General features: G+C 69.3%; 20 protein-coding genes. 10 read left to right on the plus strand and 10 right to left on the minus strand.

What is annotated here, in order from left to right:
* Position 1: 1 nt before the first annotated feature.
* The 4 genes from OG609_RS15975 to OG609_RS15990 form a co-directional block, all read right to left on the minus strand.
* The gene (locus OG609_RS15975) at positions 2-1,126 is read right to left on the minus strand and encodes a GuaB3 family IMP dehydrogenase-related protein (protein ID WP_072486665.1); all 1,125 of its coding nucleotides are present in this window, start codon (positions 1,124-1,126) and stop codon (positions 2-4) included.
* A gap of 105 nt (positions 1,127-1,231) precedes the next feature.
* Positions 1,232-2,734: an IMP dehydrogenase gene (gene guaB / locus OG609_RS15980; protein WP_327273452.1), complete on the minus strand. Its 1,503-nt coding sequence runs from the start codon at positions 2,732-2,734 to the stop codon at positions 1,232-1,234.
* 128 nt (positions 2,735-2,862) lie between these two features.
* Positions 2,863-3,438 carry a sigma-70 family RNA polymerase sigma factor gene (locus OG609_RS15985; protein WP_093893485.1) on the minus strand — a complete coding sequence of 192 codons (576 nt, stop codon included), beginning with the start codon at positions 3,436-3,438 and terminating at the stop codon, positions 2,863-2,865.
* A 297-nt stretch (positions 3,439-3,735) separates the two neighbouring features.
* Positions 3,736-4,347 carry a response regulator transcription factor gene (locus tag OG609_RS15990; protein WP_003948568.1) on the minus strand — a complete coding sequence of 204 codons (612 nt, stop codon included), beginning with the start codon at positions 4,345-4,347 and terminating at the stop codon, positions 3,736-3,738.
* A 413-nt stretch (positions 4,348-4,760) separates the two neighbouring features.
* Between OG609_RS15990 and OG609_RS15995 the strand changes: the two genes are divergently transcribed.
* The gene (locus OG609_RS15995) at positions 4,761-5,096 is read left to right on the plus strand and encodes a WhiB family transcriptional regulator (RefSeq protein ID WP_093893461.1); all 336 of its coding nucleotides are present in this window, start codon (positions 4,761-4,763) and stop codon (positions 5,094-5,096) included.
* Positions 5,097-5,183: 87 nt separating this feature from the next.
* On the opposite strand, the gene OG609_RS16000 is transcribed toward OG609_RS15995, so the two are convergent.
* Complete coding sequence (locus OG609_RS16000; protein ID WP_327273453.1) at positions 5,184-6,074, minus strand: LysR family transcriptional regulator; 891 nt, start codon at positions 6,072-6,074, stop codon at positions 5,184-5,186.
* 90 nt (positions 6,075-6,164) lie between these two features.
* On the opposite strand from OG609_RS16000, the gene OG609_RS16005 reads away from it, so the two are divergent.
* A complete protein-coding gene (locus OG609_RS16005) occupies positions 6,165-6,839 on the plus strand; it encodes an MOSC domain-containing protein (RefSeq protein ID WP_327278069.1) in 675 nt (224 codons plus the stop codon).
* A gap of 35 nt (positions 6,840-6,874) precedes the next feature.
* On the plus strand, positions 6,875-7,648 hold the full coding sequence (locus OG609_RS16010) for an SDR family NAD(P)-dependent oxidoreductase (protein ID WP_327273454.1): 774 nt from the start codon (positions 6,875-6,877) through the stop codon (positions 7,646-7,648).
* 198 nt (positions 7,649-7,846) lie between these two features.
* Here OG609_RS16010 and OG609_RS16015 read toward each other — a convergent pair whose 3' ends face one another.
* Positions 7,847-9,376, minus strand: coding sequence for a right-handed parallel beta-helix repeat-containing protein (locus OG609_RS16015; RefSeq protein WP_327273455.1), 1,530 nt, complete (start codon positions 9,374-9,376; stop codon positions 7,847-7,849).
* Positions 9,377-9,575: 199 nt separating this feature from the next.
* Here OG609_RS16015 and OG609_RS16020 point away from each other — a divergent pair, with 199 nt between their 5' ends.
* The 5 genes from OG609_RS16020 to OG609_RS16040 all read left to right on the plus strand — a co-directional run bounded on the left by OG609_RS16020 (position 9,576) and on the right by OG609_RS16040 (position 15,009).
* Positions 9,576-10,670, plus strand: coding sequence for a substrate-binding domain-containing protein (locus tag OG609_RS16020; protein ID WP_327273456.1), 1,095 nt, complete (start codon positions 9,576-9,578; stop codon positions 10,668-10,670).
* A gap of 202 nt (positions 10,671-10,872) precedes the next feature.
* On the plus strand, positions 10,873-12,201 hold the full coding sequence (locus OG609_RS16025) for an ABC transporter substrate-binding protein (RefSeq protein ID WP_327273457.1): 1,329 nt from the start codon (positions 10,873-10,875) through the stop codon (positions 12,199-12,201).
* A complete protein-coding gene (locus tag OG609_RS16030; protein WP_327273458.1) occupies positions 12,201-13,094 on the plus strand; it encodes a carbohydrate ABC transporter permease in 894 nt (297 codons plus the stop codon). The genes OG609_RS16025 and OG609_RS16030 overlap by 1 nt, the downstream gene beginning before the upstream one ends.
* Positions 13,091-13,945, plus strand: a complete 855-nt coding sequence (locus OG609_RS16035) for a carbohydrate ABC transporter permease (protein ID WP_327273459.1) — start codon at positions 13,091-13,093, stop codon at positions 13,943-13,945. The genes OG609_RS16030 and OG609_RS16035 overlap by 4 nt, the downstream gene beginning before the upstream one ends.
* A gap of 35 nt (positions 13,946-13,980) precedes the next feature.
* Positions 13,981-15,009, plus strand: a complete 1,029-nt coding sequence (locus tag OG609_RS16040; RefSeq protein WP_327273460.1) for a hydroxyacid dehydrogenase — start codon at positions 13,981-13,983, stop codon at positions 15,007-15,009.
* A 619-nt stretch (positions 15,010-15,628) separates the two neighbouring features.
* On the opposite strand, the gene OG609_RS46185 is transcribed toward OG609_RS16040, so the two are convergent.
* The 3 genes from OG609_RS46185 to groES all read right to left on the minus strand — a co-directional run bounded on the left by OG609_RS46185 (position 15,629) and on the right by groES (position 17,914).
* Entirely contained in the window at positions 15,629-15,823 is a 195-nt protein-coding gene (locus tag OG609_RS46185) for an HNH endonuclease (RefSeq protein WP_442817968.1), read from the minus strand.
* Between the two features lie 60 nt (positions 15,824-15,883).
* On the minus strand, positions 15,884-17,506 hold the full coding sequence (gene groL / locus OG609_RS16050; protein WP_327273462.1) for a chaperonin GroEL: 1,623 nt from the start codon (positions 17,504-17,506) through the stop codon (positions 15,884-15,886).
* Between the two features lie 99 nt (positions 17,507-17,605).
* Positions 17,606-17,914, minus strand: coding sequence for a co-chaperone GroES (gene groES / locus OG609_RS16055; protein WP_018101172.1), 309 nt, complete (start codon positions 17,912-17,914; stop codon positions 17,606-17,608).
* A gap of 328 nt (positions 17,915-18,242) precedes the next feature.
* Here groES and OG609_RS16060 point away from each other — a divergent pair, with 328 nt between their 5' ends.
* The gene (locus tag OG609_RS16060) at positions 18,243-18,725 is read left to right on the plus strand and encodes a DUF6234 family protein (protein WP_327273463.1); all 483 of its coding nucleotides are present in this window, start codon (positions 18,243-18,245) and stop codon (positions 18,723-18,725) included.
* A 214-nt stretch (positions 18,726-18,939) separates the two neighbouring features.
* On the opposite strand, the gene OG609_RS16065 is transcribed toward OG609_RS16060, so the two are convergent.
* Positions 18,940-19,965, minus strand: a complete 1,026-nt coding sequence (locus tag OG609_RS16065) for a polysaccharide deacetylase family protein (protein ID WP_442817969.1) — start codon at positions 19,963-19,965, stop codon at positions 18,940-18,942.
* A gap of 82 nt (positions 19,966-20,047) precedes the next feature.
* Between OG609_RS16065 and OG609_RS16070 the strand changes: the two genes are divergently transcribed.
* A complete protein-coding gene (locus OG609_RS16070) occupies positions 20,048-21,313 on the plus strand; it encodes a class I SAM-dependent methyltransferase (protein ID WP_327273465.1) in 1,266 nt (421 codons plus the stop codon).
* Positions 21,314-21,326: the final 13 nt, after the last annotated feature.

Consider the following 21,326-nt stretch of genomic DNA (forward strand, 5'->3'; position numbering starts at 1 on the left):
ATCAGCGGCGGTGCTGCGAATCCGCCACCGTCACCTCGACGCGCTGGAACTCCTTGAGGTCGCTGTACCCCGTCGTCGCCATCGCCCGGCGCAGCGCACCGAAGATGTTCATCGAACCGTCGGGGGTGTGCGAAGGACCGGTGAGGACCTCCTCGGTCGTGCCGACGGAGCCCAGGTCCACCAGCTTGCCGCGCGGAACGTCCTCGTGGACGGCCTCCATGCCCCAGTGGCGTCCGCGGCCCGGCGCGTCCGTCGCGCGGGCCAGCGGGGAGCCCATCATCACGGCGTCCGCACCGCAGGCGATGGCCTTCGGCAGGTCGCCGGACCAGCCGACGCCGCCGTCCGCGATCACATGCACGTACCGGCCGCCGGACTCGTCCATGTAGTCGCGCCGGGCCCCGGCCACATCGGCGACCGCGGTCGCCATCGGGACCTGGATACCGAAGACGTTGCGCGTGGTGTGCGCGGCGCCGCCGCCGAAGCCGACGAGGACACCGGCCGCACCGGTACGCATCAGGTGCAGGGCGGCGGTGTACGTGGCGCAGCCGCCGACGATCACCGGGACGTCCAGCTCGTAGATGAACTGCTTGAGGTTGAGCGGCTCGGCCGCACCCGAGACGTGCTCGGCGGAGACCGTCGTACCGCGGATGACGAAGATGTCCACACCCGCATCGACGACGGCCTTGGAGAACTGCGCGGTGCGCTGGGGGGAGAGCGCGGCAGCGGTGACCACACCGGAGTCGCGCACCTCCTTGATGCGCTGCCCGATCAGCTCCTCCTGGATCGGAGCGGAGTAGATCTCCTGGAGGCGGCGGGTCGCCGACTCCACGGGCATCTCGGCGATCTCGTCGAGCAGCGGCTGCGGGTCGGCGTGCCGGGTCCACAGGCCCTCGAGGTTGAGGACACCGAGGCCGCCCAGCTCACCGATGCGGATCGCGGTCTGCGGGGAGACCACGGAGTCCATGGGGGCCGCCAGGAACGGCAGCTCGAAACGGTAGGCGTCGATCTGCCAGGCGATCGAGACCTCCTTCGGGTCGCGGGTACGACGGCTCGGAACGACGGCGATGTCGTCGAATGCGTACGCCCGGCGGCCGCGCTTGCCGCGCCCGATCTCGATCTCAGTCACGATGGTGTGGCCTTTCCCTCTACGTCTGCGTTGTCCAGTATCCCCGACACACGGCTGAGGGGCGGTCCCGGGAACCCCGGGCCGCCCCTCAGCTGCGCTGTTGCGTTACTTCCTGCTGTAGTTCGGCGCCTCGACCGTCATCTGGATGTCGTGCGGGTGGCTCTCCTTGAGACCCGCCGAGGTGATCCGGACGAACCGGCCGTTGGCCTGGAGCTCCGGGACGGTGCGTCCGCCGACGTAGAACATCGACTGGCGCAGACCGCCGGTGAGCTGGTGGACGACCGCGGAGAGCGGGCCGCGGTAGGGGACCTGCCCCTCGATGCCCTCGGGGACCAGCTTCTCGTCGGAGGCGACGCCCTCCTGGAAGTAGCGGTCCTTGGAGAACGACTTGCGGTCGCCACGGGTCTGCATCGCGGCGAGGGAACCCATGCCGCGGTACGACTTGAACTGCTTGCCGTTGATGAAGAGCAGCTCGCCCGGAGACTCCTCGCAGCCCGCGAGGAGCGAGCCGAGCATCACGGTGTCCGCACCGGCCACCAGGGCCTTGGCGATGTCGCCGGAGTACTGCAGGCCACCGTCACCGATGACCGGGACACCGGCCGCCTTGGCGGCGAGCGAGGCCTCGTAGATCGCGGTGACCTGCGGGACGCCGATGCCGGCGACGACGCGGGTGGTGCAGATGGAGCCGGGGCCCACGCCGACCTTGATGCCGTCGACGCCCGAGTCGATCAGCGCCTGGGCGCCGTCACGGGTGGCGATGTTGCCGCCGATGACGTCGACCGAGGAGTTCGACTTGATCTTGGCGACCATGTCGCCGACCAGTCGGGAGTGACCGTGGGCGGTGTCGACGACGATGAAGTCGACGCCCGCCTCGATGAGCGCCTGGGCCCGCTCGTACGCGTCGCCCGCGACACCGACGGCGGCGCCGACCAGCAGCCGGCCTTCCTTGTCCTTGGCGGCGTTCGGGTACTGCTCGGCCTTGACGAAGTCCTTGACGGTGATGAGGCCCTTGAGGACCCCCGCGTCGTCGACCAGCGGAAGCTTCTCGATCTTGTGGCGGCGCAGCAGCTCCATGGCGTCCACGCCGGAGATACCGACCTTGCCGGTGACCAGCGGCATCGGCGTCATGACCTCGCGCACCTGGCGCGTGCGGTCCGATTCGAAGGCCATGTCACGGTTGGTGACGATGCCGAGCAGCTTGCCCGCGCCGTCGGTGACCGGGACGCCGCTGATACGGAACTTGGCACACAGCTCGTCGGCGTCGCGCAGCGTCGCGTCCGGGTGCACCGTGATCGGGTCGGTGACCATGCCGGACTCGGAGCGCTTCACCAGGTCGACCTGGTTGGCCTGGTCGGCGATGGAGAGGTTGCGGTGCAGCACACCGGCGCCACCCTGCCGGGCCATGGCGATCGCCATGCGGGCCTCGGTGACCTTGTCCATCGCGGCGGAGAGCAGCGGGATGTTCACCCGCACGTTCCTGGAGATGTACGAGGAAGTGTCGATCTGGTCGGGCGTCATGTCGGACGCGCCGGGCAGCAGCAGCACGTCGTCGTATGTCAGCCCGAGCGTCGCGAATTTCTCGGGCACTCCGTCGACGTTTGCAGTCATGACACCTTCCCCAAATGGCCTTGATCGGTGCGGATGTCCATGCTAACGGCCTCCGGGGGTGTCTCATTCCACGAGCAAGATCACCTAGAGGTTCTGTAGCTTCGTACAGAACCGGAACGGGGCCCGGCTCACTGCTCCGCGAGGGCCCGCAGCCTGCTGAGCGCCCGGTGCTGGGCGACCCGGACCGCACCGGGAGACATGCCCAGCATCTGCCCGGTCTCCTCGGCGGTCAGACCGACCGCGACCCGCAGAACGAGCAGCTCACGCTGGTTGTCCGGGAGGTTGGCAAGAAGCTTCTTGGCCCAGGCCGCATCGCTGCTGAGCAGCGCGCGCTCCTCGGGCCCGAGCGAATCGTCCGGCCGCTCGGGCATCTCGTCGGAGGGCACGGCCGTCGATCCCGGGTGCCGCATGGCGGCCCGCTGGAGATCGGCGACCTTGTGGCCCGCGATGGCGAAGACAAAGGCTTCGAAGGGTCTGCCGGTGTCCTTGTAGCGCGGCAGAGCCATCAGCACCGCGACACAGACCTCCTGCGCCAGGTCCTCCACGAAGTGGCGAGCATCACCGGGCAGCCGGTTCAGCCGGGACCTGCAGTAGCGCAGCGCGAGGGGGTGGACATGGGCCAGCAGATCATGGGTGGCCTGCGCGTCGCCCTCGACAGCACGGTGCACCAGTGCACCGATCACCGTCGTCTCGTCGTCGCGCATCGGACCATGGTGCCCCGGAGCCGCGTCATCCGTGCCGCCGCGTCCGTAGTTGTGCACCGAAGCGTTATGAGCGGGTGCGCCGGAAGTCATGTCCTGCGCCCTCCCCTTCCGCTCGACCGAATCGTTCCCGAGGAACTCCACAACTCAAGGATGCGGCATCGGCCGGGAAGCGTCACATACCGCCGGCGCGGAGGGCTCCACCAGGGGGGCGGAGCCCGCCCCGCGCACGTCGGTCACATCGCCCCGTCCGCCGGTGTGCGGACGGGGCGTCGATCGGCTGCCGGCCATGGCCGGTCCTCAGCGGACCAGGCCCCAGCGGAAGCCGAGCGCCACGGCATGCGCCCGGTCCGAGGCGCCGAGCTTCTTGAACAGACGCCTGGCGTGCGTCTTCACCGTGTCCTCGGAGAGGAACAGCTCACGGCCGATCTCGGCGTTCGAGCGGCCGTGACTCATTCCTTCGAGCACCTGGATCTCACGCGCGGTGAGCGTCGGCGCCGCACCCATCTCGGCCGACCGCAGCCGGCGGGGGGCGAGCCGCCACGTCGGATCGGCCAGCGCCTGAGTGACGGTGGCCCGCAACTCCGCGCGGGAGGCGTCCTTGTGCAGATAGCCGCGGGCACCGGCGGCGACCGCGAGCGCGACACCGTCCAGGTCCTCGGCGACGGTCAGCATGATGATCCTGGCGCCGGGGTCGGCGGAGAGCAGCCGCCGGACCGTCTCCACACCCCCCAGACCGGGCATGCGTACGTCCATCAGAATCAGATCCGAACGGTCGGCGCCCCAGCGGCGGAGGACTTCCTCGCCGTTGGCCGCCGTCGTCACACGCTCGACGCCGGGCACGGTCGCGACCGCGCGACGGAGCGCTTCTCGGGCAAGCGGGGAGTCGTCGCAGACGAGGACGGATGTCATGACCGTCCTCCGCAGCTGATGCGCGTCACCTTGAGCCTCCAGGCTGTTACAAGTCGTCACCTGAGCGGTTGACGCTCTCGGACATCTGCCCGATCGCTTTTTCTGTCAACCGCCTCCGCCCTCTCAACGATGGTCACTCGAAAGAGTTACGGGTCGGACGGCCGGGATCGGCACTCTACGTGAGGACCCGTGCACAGAGGAGAGCGGCGCGAATCATCCAACCGTCAACCGAAACTTCACATGAAGATATGCCCTATTTGGCGGGTTTTCTTCCCTTTTACTGGTGTCTGTGGCTAGATTCGCAATCAGTCATATTTACATCTACTTACACCGTAGATGTAAATGTCATGGGCACGGTCAACAACGGACGACAACGACGATTCCGACTCAGCATGGTTTCGAGGGGACAAGCAATGGCAGATTTCTCCCGGCTTCCCGGACCCAACGCCGATCTGTGGGACTGGCAGCTGTTGGCGGCCTGCCGCGGGGTCGACAGCTCGCTGTTCTTCCACCCGGAGGGTGAACGCGGGGCGGCACGGAGCGCCCGCGAGAACTCGGCGAAAGAGGTCTGTATGCGATGCCCGGTACGTGCCGAGTGCGCAGCACACGCACTGGCGGTGCGAGAGCCCTACGGAGTGTGGGGCGGGCTGACCGAGGACGAACGCGAGGAGCTCATGGGACGGGCCCGCAACCGGCTGATCGCGGCAGCGGCGCCGTCGGGCCTACCGTCCCCGTCGGGGCACGGCTGATCCCACCCCGCCCGGCACAACAAATACAAAAACGTTTCCGCACTTCACCCGGCCACCGAGGGGGGCCGGGCCACAGGCAGGCCCCGCTCAGCGGGCGGCCGCCAGGGACAGCCGGTCGAGGGTGGCCGCCACCGCCGGCACCTGGGCCAGGTCGGGCAGGGTCAGGGCGACGATCTCGCGCTCGATGGCCGGCTCCACCGTCACCGTGCGGGCCCCCTTGGGGCGTACCGACTCGATCGCCAGCTCCGGCAGTACGGCCACCCCCAGACCGGCGCCGACCAGGCCGATCACTGCCGGATAGTCGTCGGTGGCGAAGTCGATCCGGGGCGTGAAGCCGGACTCCTCGCAGACCTCCACCAGCTGACGGCGGCAGCGCGGGCAGCCCGCGATCCACGACTCGTCGGCCAGCTCGGCGATGCCGACGGCAGCCGAACCGGCCAGCCGGTGCCCCTCGGGGACCAGGCCGATCAGCCGGTCGGTGAGCAGCGGGCGTACGACCAGGTCGTCCCACTCCGCGCCGGAGGCGCCGTAACGGAACGCCAGCGCGATGTCGCAGTCACCCTCGCGCAGCATCTCGACCGAACGCGGCGGCTCGGCCTCGACCAGGGAGACCCGGGTGCCGGGATGGGCCGCGCGCAGCGCCGCGAGGGCGCAGGGGACCAGCGTGGAGCTGCCGCTGGGGAACGAGACGAGCCGGACCCGGCCGGCCCGCAGCCCGGCGATCGCGGCGACCTCCTCCTCGGCGGCGATGAGCCCGGCGAGGATTCCGGAGGCGTGCCGGACGAGGGCCTCGCCCGCCTGGGTGAGCCGCATCTCGCGTCCCGTACGGATCAGCAGGGTGGTCCCCGCAGAGGCTTCCAGGGCCTTCATCTGCTGGCTGACCGCCGGCTGGGTGCAGCCCAGTTCGCGGGCGGCGGCGGAGAACGAGCCGGTGGCGGCCACGGCGCGCAGGACACGGAGATGACGGGCTTCGATCACACTCCAACCATAAGCGACTCTTGGGTTGCATGCGAGTTATTGGCGCGCATCTTTGGGGGTGGAGTGGTTAGCGTTCTCCGTATGAGGCCGATGAAGCTGCTGACTGTGAATGTGGGACGGCCCGAGGCCGTCGACTACACCGACGCCCCCGGCGGCGCGACCGGGATCGGCAAGCAGCCGGCCGACGGCCCCGTACGCGTCACCGACCCCGGCCCCAAGGGCACCGGCGGCAGCGGCCTGGCCGGGGACGCGGTCTGCGATCTGCGTCACCACGGCGGCTCCGACCAGGCCGTGTACGCATTCGCCCGCGAGGAACTCGACGTCTGGGAGCGGGAGCTCGGCCGCCCGCTGGCCAATGGCACGTTCGGCGAGAACCTGACGACCAGCGGTCTGGACGTGAGCGGCGCGAGGATCGGCGAGCGCTGGCGGATCGGCCCCGACCTGGTCCTGGAGGTCACGTCGAGCCGGATTCCCTGCCGTACGTTCGCCGGCCATGTCGACGAGAAGCACTGGGTCAAGCGGTTCATACAGGCGGCTGCCCCGGGTGCCTACCTGCGGGTGATCGAGCCGGGCGAGATCCGCTCCGGGGACCCGGTCGAGATCGTGCACCGGCCGGACCACGACGTCACCGTGGAGCTGGACTTCCTGGCCTCGACGACGCGCCGGGAGCTGCTCCCGAAGCTGCTCCCGGCGCGGGACGCGCTGCGTCCCGAGACGCTGCGTGCCGCTCTGAAGTACGTGGAGACGGAGGCGGCGGACGACTGATCGCGGCGTGCCGGACAGGCACTAACGTGCCGCGTATGACGACTGCACTGATTACGGGCGCGACCGCAGGGATCGGAGCCGCATTCGCGCGGCGGCTCGCGGCCGATGGGCACAACCTGGTGCTGGTGGCGCGCAACACCGAGCGGCTGCGCGAGCAGGCGACCGAACTGCACGACCGGCACGGCATCGAGGCAGAGGTGCTGACGGCCGACCTGTCCGAGGACGAGGGGATCGCCACGGTCGAGGCCCGGTTGACGAACCGTCACCAGTCGGTCGATCTACTGGTCAACAATGCCGGGTTCGGCAACAAGGGCCGCTATCTGGATGTGCCCATGGCCGATGAGCTGAACATGCTGAAGGTGCACTGCGAGGCGGTGCTGCGGCTGACCTCGGCGGCCGCGGCCGGGATGCGGGAGCGCGGGCGGGGCGGGGTCGTCAATGTGGCCTCGGTGGCGGCGTTCGTGCCGCGCGGGACGTACGGCGCGTCCAAGGCGTGGGTCGTGCAGTTCACCCAGGGCGCGGCGAAGGACCTGGCCGGTTCGGGGGTGCGGCTGATGGCGCTGTGCCCCGGCTTCGTGCGGACGGAGTTCCACGAGCGGGCCGGGATGGGGACCGGCAACATCCCGGGCTGGATGTGGCTCGACGCGGACAAGCTGGTGGCGGCTGCTCTGACGGACCTGGCACGCGGCAAGTCGGTCTCGATCCCGGACCCGCGGTACAAGGCGTTGATGGGGCTCGTGAAGGTGACGCCGCGCGGCCTGCTCGGAGGGGTGACCTCCAAGACAGGCCGCAAGTACGGGCCACAGTGAGTGGGTTACGGCCTCGCCCGCGATTGTCAGCGGCGTCGCGGTGTCCGGGACCTCCGCCTCCGGCGTTGTCGTCAGTCGCCGACGCTCCGCGTCGACTCCCTCCTCCACCCTGGATTCGAAGGCCCCGGACGCCGCTCCTTCTCCCACTGCCAATCGTGGGCGAGGTCGTTACCGGGTCGGCGGATACCGAGTGGGCTGTTACTTCACCCCGCGGCCCGCGTAGGCGCCGAGGTTGGGGGCGCCGGGCTTCAGCTCGTTGCCGAAGTAGTCCTTGCCGCCGTTGTTCTCGATGACGGCTCCGGCGGCGAGGGCGGGGGAGCCCGCACCGAGACGGAAGTCGGGTCGGAGCTTCGGATCGGCCGTGATGCCGCCGGGGTTGGGGCGGGTCATGCCGATGCCGTAGAAGGCGTTGTGGTCGAAGGAGAGCCCGGGTGTCGGGTTCTTGAAGGCGTAGCCGCCAATGCCCTCGCTCACGAAGATGTTGTTCCGGATGGAAAGTTCGTGCTGGGTGGTGGCGGGGCTGCCGGCGTCGTCCTGGACGAGGTAGCCGGGGATCTGCTCCTTGTTGTGGAAGGTGTTGTTGTAGATCTCCGTGCCGAGGATCGGGCCCCAGCAGTTCTGGATCAGACGGGCCCCGTCGTTGCGGCTGACGTTGTAGCGGGCGACCGTGCCGATGGTCTTGGCGCCGCTGTACGGGCAGATCAGCAGGAAGCCGCCCTTGTTGTCGTGGCTGTAGTTGTACTGGAAGACCGTGTTCTGCGAGGCGCCGTCGGCGTCGAAGGACATCCCGTCGTGGGTGTTGCCGCCGCCGGAGACCTCGTTGTACTCGACGGTCGTGTCGTCGGTGTTGAAGGTCCAGATGCCCGCGTTGGCGGAGGGCGAGCGCAGCTGGAAGCCGTCGACCCGGTTGTGGTCGACGCGGGCGCCACTGGTGGTGTCGAGCTTCATGCCGTCGCCGGCCAGGGACTTCAGCGTGTTGTGGTGGATGCGGACTCCGGTGCTCGGCGTCCACTCCCCCGGGTAGACGTTCGGGTCCTGCTGCTGGCCGACCAGATCGCGCTTGGAGAAGGTCGACTTGAAGTAGATGCCCTCGCGGTCGACGTCCTCGATACGGTTGTGCCCGATGTCCAGGCCGTCGTACCGGCTCGCCTTCGCCTTGCCCTCGACCGCGATGTGGATCGCGCTGGAACCGGACACCGTCTTGTAGTCGCCGCCGCGCACATCGTGAATGTAGAGGCCGGAGATGTCGAAGCCGCGGGCGGTGCCGTAGTCGGTGAGGCGGAGGCGGACGCCGTTGCGCTCGCTGCCGGGGTTGTCGGCGTTGGTGATCTCCAGGGCCTTGAGGTGCACGTACTGCATGTTGGAGAGCAGCACGGCATCGTGGGCGCCCGCGCCGTCCAGCTTGGCGCGGGCCGGGCCGTTGCCGTAGTCGGCGATGGTGAACGGTGCGCGGGCGGAGCCGGTGCCCTTGGGGGCGAGGGTGCCGGTGCAGGTGGCGCCGCGCTTGAAGAGCAGCCGGTCGCCGGGGCCATAGATGTGCGCGTTGGCCTCGGCGAGCGTGGTCCAGGGGTGCTGCTTGCTGCCGGTGGCGTCGGCCGGGGCGGCTGTGCAGTCGACGTGGAAGGTACGGCCGGTGGGTGCGGCCTGTGCGGCGCTCTGGCCGGCAACAGTCAGACCGGCGGCGGCCGTCAGGGCCGCGAGCGTCGCAGCGGTGACGCGATGTCTCACAATTCCTCCGTACGAACAGTCAGGGACGGGACGAGTCGGCATCGCCGGAATCCTGGACTCGGATTGATCGAACGTCAATGGATTGCGTTTGAATGATCGAAACTCCCATCGTTCGATCACGTTGGTCTAGGGTCGGACAACGGGCCTCGGCACCGGCCGGACCGGGGGCCGGGCCACACACTGCGAGGGGACTGCTGCCGTGCGCGAAAGTGCTGCTGAACGCCATGACCGCCTGCTGGGGCTGGTACGGGAAAGGGGCTCGGCCCGGGTCTCGGACCTGGCCTCGCAGCTGGGGGTCTCGCCCGTCACGGTGCGCCGGGACGTGGAGGAGCTGGCCGGCCGGGGCCTGCTCGACCGGGTCCACGGCTCGGTGTCCTGGCCGCAGAACGCCGCCCCCGCCGCGACGGGGCCCGGCGGCACCGGCACCGGCGCCGGCCTGGTCCTCGGCATGCTCGCACCCTCGTCGACCTACTACTTCGCCGAGGTCATCCGTGGGGCACACGAGGCCGCGGCCAGGGCGGGTGCCCGGCTGATCCTGCGGATCTCCGACTACCGGCCGCAGGAGGACCACGCCCGCACCGAGGGCCTGCTCTCCGCGGGCGCCGAGGGGCTGCTGGTCGCGCCGGGCTGGCAGCACCCCGGCGACCCCGCCGCGTTCGGCGGCTGGATCGCCTCGCTGCCCGTGCCGACCGTCCTGCTGGAGCGCAGGCCCACCGCGGGATCCCCGCTGGACGGCCTGGACCGGGTCTGCTCGGACCATGCGCACGGGGTGCTGCTCGCCGTGCGCCACCTGGTGGATCTCGGACACGGGGCGCCGCTGCTGATGGCTCGGGCGGACTCCCCGACCGCCGTCGCGGTGCGGTCCGGGTACGAGGAGGCCCTGGCTGTGCTCGGGCTGCGGGCACCGCAGGACGTGATCGATTCCGTACCGGCCGAACTCGCTCCGGACGCGTTCGAACAGGCCGTGCAGGCGCTGCGTGAGGCGGTCCACTCGGGGGTGGCGACGGCGGCGCTGATCCACAACGACGTGGACGCGATCCAGGTGGTGCAGCGCCTGGCCGAGCTGGGCGTACGGGTGCCGGACGATCTGGCGCTGATCGCGTACGACGACGAGGTGGCCGCCCTCGCGGACACCCCGCTCACGGCGGTGGCACCGCCCAAGCGCGAAGTGGGCCGCCATGCGACGGAACTGCTGGTGGAGCGGCTCGGCCAGGGCACGGACATGCCCCGGCGTCATCTGACGCTGCTCCCGCAGCTGCGGGTCCGGGACTCGTGCGGAGCACCTTTCTCGTAGGCGGTGAAGCAGGCGTTGAAGCCGGCTTGGAGCAGGCGTCCTCGCGGCCTCACGCCCCCTCCCGCGGGGCATTCCACCCGCTTCCGTACGTAACTTATCTGATCTTTTTTCGATCAATCGCTCTTTCGCTCTTGACTTCGGTCACGGCTGGTCCAAGGATCACGGCCAACGCCAATGTTGTCGCCTGTTCAGGAGCCTCGCTGTGAGCCGCAGTTCGAGCAGAACGTCCCTCGCCGTAGTCGGCGCCGCCACCGCCCTCGCCGTTCTCACGGCCTGTGGCGGCAGCGGCGACGACAATGCCGCCGCCGGAAGCGACGGCAAGCCCGTCAGCATCACCTTCTGGGGCTGGACCAAGGGGTCCAAGGAGGTCGTTGACGCGTTCAACGCCTCGCACAAGAACATCAAGGTGGTGTACGAGGAGATCCCGTCCGGCAACGCGGGCGGCTACGCCAAGATCTCCAACGCGGTGAAGGCGGGCAACGCCCCCGATCTGGTCTCCATCGAGTACCCGCAGCTTCCGGAGTACGTCAGTCAGGGCGCGCTCCAGGACATCGGCCAGTACTTCACCGACGACATCAAGAAGAAGCTGCTGCCGCAGGCGGTCGAGCTGACGACGCTCGGCGGCAAGAACTGGGCTGTCCCGTTCGACGCCTCGCCGCAGTCCTTCTACTACCGCAAGGACCTGTTCGAGAAGTACGGCGTCGAGGTCCCCAAGACCTGGGACGAGTTCCGCAAGGCCGCCGAGAAGATCAAGAAGGCCGACAAGAAGGCCCGGATCGGCACCTTCTTCCCCGACGACCCGACCACGTTCCAGGCGATGGCCTGGCAGGCCGGCGCCCAGTGGTACAAGCCCGAGGGCGACACCTGGAAGGTCAGCACGGCAGACGCGGCCACCAACAAGGTCGCCGACTACTGGCAGGGCCTGCTCGACGACGACCTGATCCGCGCCAACGCCTCGTTCAGTCCCGAGTGGACCAACTCCCTCAAGAACGGCGGCACCGTCGGCTACCTCGGCGCCGCCTGGGGCGCAGGTGTCCTCAAGGGCACGCTGCCCGAGCAGAGCGGCAAGTGGGCCGTCGCCCCGATGCCCAGCTGGGACGGCAAGCCGGCCAGCGGCATGCTCGGCGGCTCCACCTTCGCGGTGACGAAGACCAGCAAGAAGGCCGAGGCCGCGGTCGAGTTCGCCACCTGGATGTCGACCACCGAGGAAGGCATCAAGGCCCGCATCGAGTCCGGCACTTCGAGTGCCTTCCCGGCCGCGGCGGCTCTGCGCCCGGTGGCGAAGAAGTCCTTCGACGCCGGCTTCTACGGCGGCGAGGACATCTACCAGGTGTTCGAGGGCGCCGCCGCGTCCATCGGCCCGGACTGGAACTGGGGCCCGACGACCGGCACCACGAACACCACCATGAAGGACCAGTTCGGCAAGGTCGCGAGCGGTGGCACCACCATCAAGGACGCCGTGAAGGCCGGGCACGAGGCCACCGTCGCCGAGCTGAAGAAGCGCGGTCTGAAGGTCGAGGACGCCGGCTGATGAAGCGCGCCCGGACGACCAGAGCCGCCGCCATCCTGCTGGGGCCCTTCTTCGTACTGTTCACCGTGGCCATGGTGCTGCCGATCGGATACGCGGTCTGGCTCAGCCTGTTCACGGAGAAACAGTCCGGCCTGGGCTTCGGCGGCACCGAGACCGTCTTCAGCGGACTCGACAACTACACGGCGGCCCTGGGCGACCGGGCGTTCCGCGAGGGCTTCGGCGTACTCCTCGGATACTGCCTGTTCTACATTCCGCTGCTGCTCATCGGGGCCCTCGCCCTCGCCCTGCTGCTGGACTCCACGCTGGCCCGCGCCCGCCGGTTCTTCCAGCTCGCGCTCTTCCTGCCGCACGCCGTGCCCGGCATCATCGCCGCGCTGATCTGGGTGTACCTCTACACACCCCAGCTCAGCCCGGTGGTCAGCGCCATGGAGTCCGGCGGCATCGGCTTCGACTTCTTCTCACCCGAGGGCGCCCTCCCCTCCATCGTCAACATCGCCCTGTGGGAGTGGCTCGGCTACAACATGGTGATCTTCTATGCCGCGTTGCAGGCAATCGACCGCTCCGTACTCGAAGCGGCGACGGTCGACGGGGCTGGTGCCTGGCGCGTCGCACTCAGCATCAAGGTCCCGCTGATCCGCGCCTCGGTCGTGATGGTCGCGCTGTTCACGGTCATCGGCTCGCTCCAGCTGTTCACCGAGCCGCTGATCCTCAACAAGGGGACCGGTTCGGCCGTCACCTCCACCTGGACGCCGAACATGTACGCGTACACCGCGGCCTTCGAACGCAACGACTACGGTCTCGCCGCGGCCGCCTCCATCCTGCTGGCGCTCACGGCCGCGCTGCTGTCCTTCGTCGTCACCCGCTTCACCGGCCGGAAGGGCAAGAAAGCATGAACTCCCCCGCCTCCCGCGGCCGCTGGATGTCGAAGACCGCGGTCAACGGCTTCCTCCTGCTCGCCGTCGTCTACATGCTCTTCCCCCTCGTCTGGCTGGTCACCGCCGCCACGAAGGACACGGGCGGTCTGCTCGCGGGCAACGCCTTCTCCTTCGAGGGTTTCAACCTCGGCGAGAATCTGTCGAACCTGGCCTCCTACGGCGACGGCATCTACTTCCGCTGGTACCTCAACAGCCTCTTCTACGCGGGCGGCGGGGCGATCGTCTGCTCGCTGATCTGTGTCGCCGCGGGATACGCCTTCGACAAGTACGAATTCCGGGGCAAGGAGAAGCTGTTCGGCCTCGTGCTGATGGGCGTGCTCGTCCCCACCACGGCGCTCGCCCTGCCGATGTATCTCCTGGCCTCCAAGACCGGCCTGGTCAACACCTACTGGTCCGTGCTGATCCCGGTGCTCGTCAATCCGTTCGGCGTGTATCTCGCCCGGGTGTTCAGCGCCGGGTACATACCGAACGAGGCCCTGGAGGCCGCCCGGATCGACGGGGCCGGCGAGCTGCGCGTCTTCTGGTCCATCGGACTGCGCATGGTCATGCCGGGCTTCGTGACCGTCTTCCTCTTCCAGTTCACCGCGATCTGGAACAACTTCTTCCTCCCCCTCGTGATGCTCTCGGACCGCAAGCTCTTCCCGCTGAGCCTCGGTCTGTACTCCTGGAACACCAACACCCACGGCGAGCCGAGCTTCTATCCGCTCGTCGTCACCGGCTCCCTCCTCGCCGTCATCCCCCTGATCGTCGCCTTCGTCTCGCTGCAGCGGCACTGGAAGGCCGGTCTGACCGCCGGCAGCGTCAAGTGACTCTCACACGAGACCTGAGGAGTACGAGTTCCACCATGCCCCACGCCACTGACAACCGGCCGACGGCCCTGCTCGCGATGGGCCCCGGCATCGCCGGACGCCTCCTCGCCGACCGCCACCGCACCCGGCTGGCGACCCTCACCCGTACCGATCCGCACCTCGTCGCCCACGACCTGGCCGACCCGACGCCCGAGGTGGCCGCCGCGCTCGCCGATGCCGAGGTGCTGTTCACCTGCTGGGGCGCGACTCCGCTCACCGCCGAGGTGCTGACGGCCGCGCCCCGGCTGCGGGCCGTGGTGCACGCGGCCGGTTCCGTGAAGCACCACATCACGGACGCCTGCTGGGAGCGCGGGATCGCCGTCACCTCGGCGGCCGGGGCCAACGCGCTGCCGGTCGCCGAATTCACGCTCGCCGCGATCCTCTTCGCGGGCAAGCGCATCCTGCACTCCGCGGATCGCTATCGCGCCCTGCGCGCCGACCACGACTGGCTCGCGGAGCTCGACGGCTCCGGCAACTACCGCCGTACGGTCGGCATCGTCGGCGCCTCCCGCATCGGCCGGCGCGTGATCGAGCTGCTGCGCCCCTTCGACCTGGACGTCCTGCTGTACGACCCGTACGTGGACGGTCCGGAGGCGGCGCGGCTCGGTGTACGGCTCACCTCGCTCGACGAGCTGTGCGCGAGCAGCTCGGTCGTATCTGTACACGCGCCGCAGCTCCCGGAGACGCACCACATGATCGGCGTGGCGCAGCTGTCGGCCATGGCGACCGGGGCGACGCTGATCAACACGGCGCGGGGGTCGCTGATCGACGAGGAGGCGCTGCTGCCCGAGCTGACCACCGGGCGGCTGCACGCGGTGCTGGATGTGACGGAGCCTGAACTTCCGCCTGCGCACTCGCCGTTGTACGACCTGCCGAATGTGCTGCTCACCCCGCATGTCGCGGGTTCGCTGGGCGATGAGCTGCACCGGATGGCCGACCAGGCGCTGGACGAGATGGAGCGGTTCGCGGCCGGCCTGCCCTTCGCGGACCCGGTCCGGGCGGGGGCGCTGCCGCGCTCGGCGTGACGGGGGTTGTGAGCTGCTGAGCCGGGATCGGAGGCTCCCCGCCCCCGCCAGTGCTCCCGACCGCGCGCGGAAATGACGAAACCCCCTCACCGCCGCCCCGGTGAGGGGTGACGAGCGCGGGGACGCCGTGGTCGTGCCGCATGGTTCTGCCTCCAACTCTTGTCCGGAGGAAAGCTGTTGCAGCCACCGGTGACGATGGGAAGATCCGCATGGATCGGCTTGCAGACGACCAGAGCGAGGGGCGAGTCCAATGGCAGGCGCGTTACCGTGGGACCCCGAGAGGAAATACGACACCGCCGACGAGTTGGTGTCCTTTGAGGGCAAGTCCTACAAGCAGCAGCAGTGGAGCACGAACAAAAGGCCGGACATCTATAACGGCATTGGTATGCCATGGGCCCTCGTTGCGGCTCGTCCGAGCGCCAAGGAGCCCTCCCGGAAACCCAGTTGAGTAGTGATCCCGCAGTCGGCAAGCCCCTCGCGAGTGGCTGTCAGTGCGGCCCGGGCTACTCATGCGGCTGCTGCCGGTCCGGCGGCCCATGTCAGTGCGGCGGCGGCTGTAGCTGACAGCGGGCTGAGCGCCGATCTGTCTCGGGCGGCCGTTCCACCGTCCGAGACTGCATCAGGACGAGTCGCCGGCAGCCCCGAAGTCCTCGCCGGTCTTCACCAAGTGACACTCACGGCACAGCGGCTGAACAACCCCGTCCGTGTCCTCGCCACCACGCGCGAGCGGCTGCACATGATCCACGTCCACCACGTCCGCGAGAACGAGCGACGCACAGCGGGCAGCACCATCGCTCAACGCCTGGCCGGGCACCTCTGAGGCCCGGTACCCCGCGACGGGGTACCGGGCCTCAGTGGCTGTCCGAGCTACACGCTAGTGCGAGTGGCCGTGACCGTGACCGGCCTCGGCCTCTTCCTCGGCCGGCTTCTCGACGACCAGCGTCTCGGTCGTGAGCAGCAGCGACGCGATGGACGCGGCGTTCTCCAGCGCGGAGCGGGTGACCTTGACCGGGTCGATGACGCCGGCCTTCACCAGGTCGCCGTACTCGCCGGTCGCGGCGTTGAAGCCCTGGCCCTTGTCGAGCTCGGAGACCTTCGAGGTGATGACGTAACCCTCGAGGCCGGCGTTCTCGGCGATCCAGCGCAGCGGCTCGACGGCGGCGCGGCGCACGACCGCGACACCGGTGGCCTCGTCGCCGGTCTTGTCGAGGTTGCCCTCAAGAACCTTGACGGCGTGGACCAGAGCGGAGCCACCACCGGAGACGATGCCCTCCTCGACCGCGGCGCGGGTCGCGGAGATGGCGTCCTCCAGACGGTGCTTCTTCTCCTTGAGCTCCACCTCGGTGGCGGCACCGACACGGATCACGCACACGCCGCCGGCCAGCTTCGCGAGGCGCTCCTGGAGCTTCTCGCGGTCCCAGTCGGAGTCCGTGGCGTCGATCTCGGCCTTGATCTGGTTGACCCGGCCCTTGACGTCGCCGGGCTCGCCGCCGCCGTCCACGATGGTCGTGTCGTCCTTGGAGACGGTGACGCGGCGGGCGGTACCCAGCACGTCCAGACCGGCCTGGTCGAGCTTGAGGCCGACCTCCTCGGCGATGACGGTCGCACCGGTGAGGGTGGCGATGTCGCCGAGCATGGCCTTGCGGCGGTCACCGAAGCCCGGGGCCTTCACCGCGACGGCGTTGAAGGTGCCACGGATCTTGTTGACGACGAGGGTCGACAGCGCCTCGCCCTCGACGTCCTCGGCGATGATCAGCAGCGGCTTGGAGCCACCGGCCTGGATGACCTTCTCCAGCAGCGGGAGCAGCTCCTGGATCGCGCCGATCTTGCCCTGGTGGATCAGGATGTACGGGTCGTCGAGGACGGCCTCCATACGCTCCTGGTCGGTCACCATGTACGGGGACAGGTAGCCCTTGTCGAAGGCCATGCCCTCGGTGAAGTCGAGGTCCAGACCGAAGGTGTTGGACTCCTCGACGGTGATGACACCGTCCTTGCCGACCTTGTCCATCGCGTCCGCGATGAGCTCGCCGACCTGCGGGTCCTGCGCGGAGAGCGCGGCCACGGCGGCGATGTCGGACTTGTCGTCGATCGGGCGGGCGGTCGCGAGGAGCTCCTCGGACACGGCCTTGACCGCGGCGTCGATGCCCTTCTTCAGGGCGGCCGGGGAAGCACCCGCGGCAACGTTGCGCAGACCCTCGCGGACGAGCGCCTGGGCCAGCACGGTGGCGGTGGTCGTACCGTCACCCGCCACGTCGTTGGTCTTGGTCGCCACCTCCTTCACCAGCTGGGCACCGAGGTTCTCGTACGGGTCGTCGAGCTCGACCTCGCGCGCGATGGTGACACCGTCGTTGGTGATGGTGGGAGCGCCGAACTTCTTGTCGATGACGACGTTGCGGCCCTTGGGGCCGATCGTCACCTTGACCGTGTCGGCAAGCTTGTTGACGCCGCGCTCAAGGGCGCGACGGGCGTCCTCGTCGAACTTCAGAATCTTCGCCATGGCAGCTGAGCATTCCTCTCAAACGAACTGCGCCCCCGGCCACCCGGCTGGTTATTCGCAGGGGGCCAGGGGCGCAGAACAGAAGCAAACGTGGGTGAATTACTTCTCGATGATCGCGAGCACGTCGCGAGCCGAGAGGACGAGGTACTCCTCGCCGTTGTACTTCACCTCGGTGCCGCCGTACTTGCTGTACAGCACGACGTCGCCGGTCTTGACGTCGAGCGGAAGGCGCTCGCCGTTCTCGAAGCGGCCCGGGCCCACGGCCAGGACGACGCCCTCCTGGGGCTTCTCCTTAGCGGTGTCCGGAATGACCAGGCCGGAGGCCGTGGTCTGCTCGGCGTCGAGCGGCTGGACCACAATGCGGTCCTCGAGCGGCTTGATCGCAACCTTGGAGCTGGCGGTCGACACGATCCGGTCTCCCCCTTCGGAGATCTCACGGGGTTAAGAGTCTTTGGATGGCGACCAGGTGGATCCGTCGTCGCGGGTGCCGGACCTGCCAGTCGCACAGTACTGCTGGCACTCTCCAGTGGTGAGTGCCAGCACCGAGACTATGACCGGGATTAGCACTCGGTCAAGCGGAGTGCCAATTCAGCCAGTCGTGGCGTCATGTGGACCCCGCTCGCGCACGGTGCGACGGGGCGCTGGTCGCATGCGGCAGTCCGGACAACGCAAAGGTCCGGGCAACATCAGGGACAACGCGGGGACGGACCACACCGTTCCGTACGACCGTGGGTTCATGCTCGAACCTCCGTACCGGCCGTCGAACCCGCTGCCGCATCGCCCCTCGGCCGCACAGGACTCCTCGCGCCCCGTGAACGGCTGCCTCGATGTGCTGCCGGGTCTGCTGCTCGTGGTCCTGGAAGGGCTGATCTGTGTGGGCGCCCTCTATTACCTGATCCTCTCGCGGTGGGACCCCGACGGTCAGGAGCCGGCGGGGCCGCCGCCGATGGACTGGACGCCTGTCCTCGTCTTCGGCGGGATCGCCGCGGTGATCTGCCTGTTCGCCGTGGTGCTGATCCGCGCGAACCGGCCCTGGGCGGGCGCGGTCCAGATCCTGGCCGCGCTCCTGCTGTGCGTGGTGGCGGCGCTGATCGGGCACGAGGACTACCGCCGCTCGCACCCGGCGCCGGCCTCCGCTCCCCCGTACGATCCCGGCCGGTCCGGCCACCAGTGCCTCAGCGGTGGCGACAACCGCGAGTGCCTGGACTCCTCCAGCTGACGGCAGGCGATGACGACCAGCGATCCCGGCGCCCCGTGGTCGCCGTGCGGATGCGCCTGCGGGCCCGCCGCGGGGGCCGGCTTCGGGTGGGTCATCTTCTGTGCGGCCTTGCGGCCCAGCCGTTCGATCGGGTCCACCGACTGTGCGCACCCGGCGGTGGCGGCCAGGAGCGCACCGGCGGTCAGCAGTCCGGCGAGCAGCCGATGCGCCCTTCTCATACGTAGTCCTCCAGCCGGGCCACGGCATACCCCTTGTCCGTAATGGTCTTCATGACCGCCCGGACCAGGTCGGCCATGCTGCCGCCCCAGTCCTTCCGGCCCCGGAAGTGCGTGAGGATGATGTCGCCGGGGTGCAGGTCCTGGTCCGCCTCGCGCCACTCCATGTGGTCCGGGAACGCCTCCGCGTTCCAGAGCGGTACGGCCTTGATGCCGCAGGACTTCGCGATGCGGAGCGTGTCCGCGTTGTAGTTGCCGTACGGCGGGCGGAAGAGGGTGGGCCGCTGCCCGTACTGCTCCGCGATGACGGCCTGCTGGTCGCAGATCTCGCTCTTCTGCTCTTTGTACGAGAGTCCGGGCAGGTAGGGGTGGTTGAGCGTGTGGTTGTTGAGGCCGACACCCAGCCGCTGCATCTCCAGGAAGTACCCGTAGCTGTCGCGTACCAGGTAGTCGCTGAGGAACGCGCTGTACGGGATGTCCAGCTCGTCCATCATCTGCAGCAGTTCGGGATCCTTCTCGTCACCGTCGTCCATCGTCAGGAAGACGACCCGGTCCTTGGTCGGGACGGTGGTGAAGACCGGCGGCAGCGAGTCGTCGCCGCCGTCGACCTCGAACCCCTCGCGGGTGGTGATGTGCGGCTTCACGGCGGGCGACGGGGGTGCGATCAGCGGTGGCCTGTCCAGCCCCCACTTCTTGGCGAGGGCCGCCCGTACGGCCGGGCCGAACCTCGCGTTCTCACGGAGCCCGGCGGGTGCGCCGCCCTGGCCGGCAAGCTGTCCGGGGCCCGCCCCCAGTCCCGGACCACCCGGCGGTCCGGCGGCAGGTCGGGCCCCGTGCTCGTCACCGTCGCCGGACTGGCCGCCGGCCCCGGAGGCGCAGCCGGAGCAGACCGCGGCGACCAGGAGTGCGGCCAGGACCGCGCAGACCGGCCGATGCCTGCCGGAGCCCCGCCCGCCCCCCGGCCGAGGCGTGCCCGATCTACTCCTTTTCATGGTCAGTTTTTCCTTTTGTCGTACAAGTTGCATGGCGTCGCATCCTGCCAGCACGTGAGGGGCGCCCCGGTCCGACACCGCCACCGGGCCCGCCGGTCAACCCGGCTGGCTCACAATGGGGCGCGTGAACGCCTTCGCCCCGAACGACCCGTCCGACGCCGACGACAGGTCCGACGCCCCCGACCCGTCCGACCCCCTCGCCGCTTTCATGGCCCTGCGCACCCCCGAGGGCGCGGCGCTCCTGGACGGACTGCGGTCGTACGACCCCGCCCAGGAACTCGCCACCGCCACCCGGCTTCGCCGCACCCATCCGGCCTCGCTGGTCTCGGCGGCGCTGGGGCAGGCGCGGCTGCGGCAGCGGGCGGTGGCGAAATTCGGTGCCGAGGACGCGTACCGGATGTTCTTCACACCGAACGGCGTCGAGCAGGCGACGCGTACGTCGGTGGCCACCCATCGCGCACAGCGGTTCGTGGCGGCGGGCGGGGTGCGGAGCGTCGCCGATCTCTGCTGCGGGATCGGCGGCGACGCGATCGCGCTCGCACGGGCGGGCATCTCCGTCCTCGCAGTGGACCGCGACCCGCTGACCGCCGAGGTGGCCCGCGCCAACGCCGCCGCGCTCGGCCTGGACGGGCTGATCGAGGTGCGGTGCGCCGATGTCACCGAGATCGACACCTCGCCCTACGACGCGGTCTTCGTCGACCCGGCCCGGCGCGGCGGCCGGGGCAGGATCTTCGACCCCGAGGCGTACTCACCGCCGCTCTCCTGGGCGACCGGCGCCGCACTCGAGGCGCCCCGTGCCGCGCTGAAGATCGCCCCCGGCATCCCGCACGAGGCGATCCCGGCGCAGGCGGAGGCCGAGTGGATCTCGGACGGCGGTGATGTGAAGGAGGCGGTGCTCTGGTTCGGCGAGGGCTTCGCGGCCGGTTCCTACCGCGCCACCGTGCTTCCCGCCCGCGCCACCCTGTGGTCCGGCGCCCCGCTGCCCGCCCCGCCCGTCGGCCCGGTCGGCCGCTATCTGTACGAGCCGGACGGCGCCGTCATCCGCGCCCATCTGGTCGCCGACATCGTGGCGCGGTGCGACGGCCGACTGGTCGACGAGACCATCGCGTACGTCACGAGCGACCAGCTGTACGACTCCCCGTACACCGCCGGGTACGAGATCACCGACCGGCTGCCGTTCAACATGAAGAAGCTCAAGGCGCTGCTGCGGGAGCGGAAGGTCGGCGTCCTGACGGTGAAGAAGCGCGGCTCGGCCGTCGAACCGGAGGAGCTGCGCCGCAGGATGAAGCTCCAGGGGCCGAACTCCGCGACGGTCTTCCTCACCCGGGTGGCCGGAGCCCCGACGATGCTGATCGGCCACCCGCTGACCGGACCCGCCTGACCGGCGGGGCGGC

Source organism: Streptomyces sp. NBC_01224 (assembly GCF_036002945.1).
Taxonomy (GTDB): domain Bacteria; phylum Actinomycetota; class Actinomycetes; order Streptomycetales; family Streptomycetaceae; genus Streptomyces.

Bases quoted from the DNA above. Each gene is read 5' to 3' on its own strand.
- guaB (WP_327273452.1), bottom strand. From the start codon at position 2,734: ATGACTGCAAACGTCGACGGAGTGCCCGAGAAATTCGCGACGCTCGGG.
- OG609_RS15985 (WP_093893485.1), bottom strand. From the start codon at position 3,438: ATGCGCGACGACGAGACGACGGTGATCGGTGCACTGGTGCACCGTGCT.
- OG609_RS15990 (WP_003948568.1), bottom strand. From the start codon at position 4,347: ATGACATCCGTCCTCGTCTGCGACGACTCCCCGCTTGCCCGAGAAGCG.
- OG609_RS15995 (WP_093893461.1), top strand. From the start codon at position 4,761: ATGGCAGATTTCTCCCGGCTTCCCGGACCCAACGCCGATCTGTGGGAC.
- OG609_RS16005 (WP_327278069.1), top strand. From the start codon at position 6,165: ATGAAGCTGCTGACTGTGAATGTGGGACGGCCCGAGGCCGTCGACTAC.
- OG609_RS16010 (WP_327273454.1), top strand. From the start codon at position 6,875: ATGACGACTGCACTGATTACGGGCGCGACCGCAGGGATCGGAGCCGCA.
- OG609_RS16030 (WP_327273458.1), top strand. From the start codon at position 12,201: ATGAAGCGCGCCCGGACGACCAGAGCCGCCGCCATCCTGCTGGGGCCC.
- OG609_RS16035 (WP_327273459.1), top strand. From the start codon at position 13,091: ATGAACTCCCCCGCCTCCCGCGGCCGCTGGATGTCGAAGACCGCGGTC.
- OG609_RS16040 (WP_327273460.1), top strand. From the start codon at position 13,981: ATGCCCCACGCCACTGACAACCGGCCGACGGCCCTGCTCGCGATGGGC.
- groL (WP_327273462.1), bottom strand. From the start codon at position 17,506: ATGGCGAAGATTCTGAAGTTCGACGAGGACGCCCGTCGCGCCCTTGAG.
- OG609_RS16060 (WP_327273463.1), top strand. From the start codon at position 18,243: ATGCTCGAACCTCCGTACCGGCCGTCGAACCCGCTGCCGCATCGCCCC.
- OG609_RS16065 (WP_442817969.1), bottom strand. From the start codon at position 19,965: ATGCAACTTGTACGACAAAAGGAAAAACTGACCATGAAAAGGAGTAGA.
- OG609_RS16070 (WP_327273465.1), top strand. From the start codon at position 20,048: ATGGGGCGCGTGAACGCCTTCGCCCCGAACGACCCGTCCGACGCCGAC.